Origin of the sequence: Methanospirillum sp. (assembly GCF_035406105.1) — an archaeon.
Lineage (GTDB): Archaea > Halobacteriota > Methanomicrobia > Methanomicrobiales > Methanospirillaceae > Methanospirillum.
On the sequence record NZ_DAONKG010000290.1, the window covers coordinates 1 to 2,480 of the forward strand.

Here is a 2,480-nt window from a genome sequence, read left to right on the forward strand (position 1 = left end):
CTGGTTCTTCTGACACTGACATCGACCCCCCTTCCTCTGCAAAACCCCCGCCTGATGGCTCTTCATCATAATCATCAATATACCCCTCCATCGGAGTCGGAGCTGTGGTATGCTGCCCCACAAACTCCACCGGGTTCCCCTTTAACGCCTGAACAAGCGGGTTTTCCGCATCATTCATTCGTTCCCGGATATCAATGAGCAGGCGTTTAATAGAGGTCTTCAGCAACTCAACCTCATCCCTGAGCTTAAGCAGTTGAATCTCTGGATCTTCGGCAGATGCCGAAGAAATGATGCTGTCGACCTGCGCCTGGTTGACTGGCATAATGATGTATTGATTGCAGTCAGAAGTATAAATACATTTTTTGGTTATCCATATTGGAGCGGATTTCCGGAAATATCCACATAACGCAATTTAAATAGATTGTAAGAAGAGATCAGGAATGAAAAAATCATGAGCAAATCAACACCACTCTTCAGAGCAGGGAGCAGTTTGGTTCTGCAACCGTCGAAGAAAACAGATCCATCATTTCATACCTCTCTCTATACTTCCTTTTTACAGAGCCACAACCCTTATTTCATTCTGTTCCAACCGTGTACTGAATGAATGGTATTATTCCTGTCATAATTCTTTTTGCAATTCTTATCCTGATTCCGATAACCTGTGCAGAGACTGATGAAATGACCGCTGATGAGCATTACCTGATGGGGAATGCATTGTCTTCCTTCGGACAGTATGAAAATGCCACAAAAGAGTATCAGCTTGCACTGAAAATCCGCCCCGGGTTTACGGATGCATTAAATAATCTTGGCATCGTTCTGAACAGGCTGGGAAGATATGAAGAGGCATTATCAGTTGCTGATAATGCTGTACGGGTCAGCCCACAGGATCCGGATGTGTGGTATAACAGGGGGGTAACTCTTGGAAAACTGGGACGGTATGAGGAAGAGGTTGAATCATACCGGCAAGCGGTAAATTTACGCCCGAATTTTTCAAGTGCATGGGAAAATATGGGGGCATCATTCTTTGACCAGGGGAAATATGAAGCGGCAATCGCTGCGTACCTGAATGCAACAACCTATGATCCCAAAAATGCAGTCGGATGGTATTACATTGGAACAATATATGAAAAGATGGGACAGAACAATGAGGCAGCGGGGGCATTTGAAAAAGCGCTTGAGATCGATCCGAATCTTACCGTTGTTCAGTCGCGTCTTGAGTCGGTAAAGAATAACCTCTCTTCTGCCGGTTCTAATACCATGAATATAACCAGTCATACACCAGAGAATACCTCTTCTGAACTCTTATCAGGATTTCTGAATATTCTAAAATAGACCCCCTTATCAACCTCCTATTTTTAAGATTGTTAAGATCAGCAGGAATAAAACCGGCTGATGAATCAGGTATATCACAAGTGAATGCCTTCCAAGAAAGGCAAGACATCTCACCGGCTTTTCAGGAGTATTGAGAAAATACCGTGGATACCCGGATGGAAAGAAAAACCTGCCGGTGGATAATCCAAAAATGAAAACTGAAAGCCAGGGGATCACGGGAGTATAGTCTACGGAATAGAAATCCACCGGACAGATACCAATCCATGCCAGCCACAACGGCCCGGCAGGAAGGCCAAAAACCGCAATCATTATCAGTCCTGCAGCCAGAAGGAGGCCATAATGTCCGAGGCGGTAGAGAAAGGGAGTCAAAATAAGGGCTGTACCGATGAGGTGAAGGATGCCAAAAACCACATACCCCACGCCCTGCATAACCCACCAGGTGATAAGGGATATCCCGACACCGATCAGAAGAAGTTCTCCACCGCGCTTTAAAAACGCACGAATCTGCTTCATAAACCCATGAGTTTTTTCTGACTTCAGATGTGCTGATATGCCTGCAATACCGATGAAAGATATCGTGGTGAGGACACCAAAACATTTCAAAGGGCTGGAGAACGGATCTGGGCCTGGTATGCCGATAAAATCGAGATCTACAAAAAAATGATAGGATACCATCATGAGAATTGCGATCCCACGGCATGCATCCAGACCCGGATATCTGCCATGGTGCAGTTCCATGAATATTTAGCCCTGATTTTTTCCACAAACAGGACAAAATTTCGCCACAGACGGAACTTTGGAGCCGCAGTGCATACAATACCGGCTCTTTCCACTACTTCCTCCGACAGGAATTATGCTTCTCCGTTTGAACCTGACCGGAGCAAGGGAAGGTTTCTCTATGGAGATCTGTATCGAATCTGAACCTGGCGGTGAAGCAGGGAACCGTTGTGTGCCCTTTTCTGCGATCGACGAGGGTTTTTCAGAGGAGACTGGCCGGGGTTCCGGTTCGATAACGGGTGCTGCTGGTACGGGTGATGCTGACAAAGGTACGTCCAATCCTGCGGTCACCACCGGCGGGGGAACTGGTGCCGGTTCCTGCCGAGACACATTGACGGGTATTTGTGCCGGTTTCGGTTTCACCTGATCAG

At 46.5% G+C, this 2,480-nt stretch carries 3 protein-coding genes and 1 pseudogene; 1 reads left to right on the forward strand and 3 read right to left on the reverse strand.

Translation table 11 applies throughout. The features are described 5' to 3' along the window. Positions 1-322: pseudogene (locus tag PLA23_RS12520) on the reverse strand (hypothetical protein); the annotation flags it as partial. 278 nt (positions 323-600) lie between these two features. Here PLA23_RS12520 and PLA23_RS12525 point away from each other — a divergent pair. Beyond that, the gene (locus PLA23_RS12525) at positions 601-1,332 is read left to right on the forward strand and encodes a tetratricopeptide repeat protein (protein WP_324329651.1); all 732 of its coding nucleotides are present in this window, start codon (positions 601-603) and stop codon (positions 1,330-1,332) included. A 9-nt stretch (positions 1,333-1,341) separates the two neighbouring features. On the opposite strand, the gene PLA23_RS12530 is transcribed toward PLA23_RS12525, so the two are convergent. After that, positions 1,342-2,070 carry a heparan-alpha-glucosaminide N-acetyltransferase gene (locus PLA23_RS12530; protein WP_324329650.1) on the reverse strand — a complete coding sequence of 243 codons (729 nt, stop codon included), beginning with the start codon at positions 2,068-2,070 and terminating at the stop codon, positions 1,342-1,344. Positions 2,071-2,076: 6 nt separating this feature from the next. Next, positions 2,077-2,480 (reverse strand): zinc ribbon domain-containing protein (locus tag PLA23_RS12535; RefSeq protein WP_324475397.1); only part of this gene is annotated, 404 nt, incomplete at its 5' end.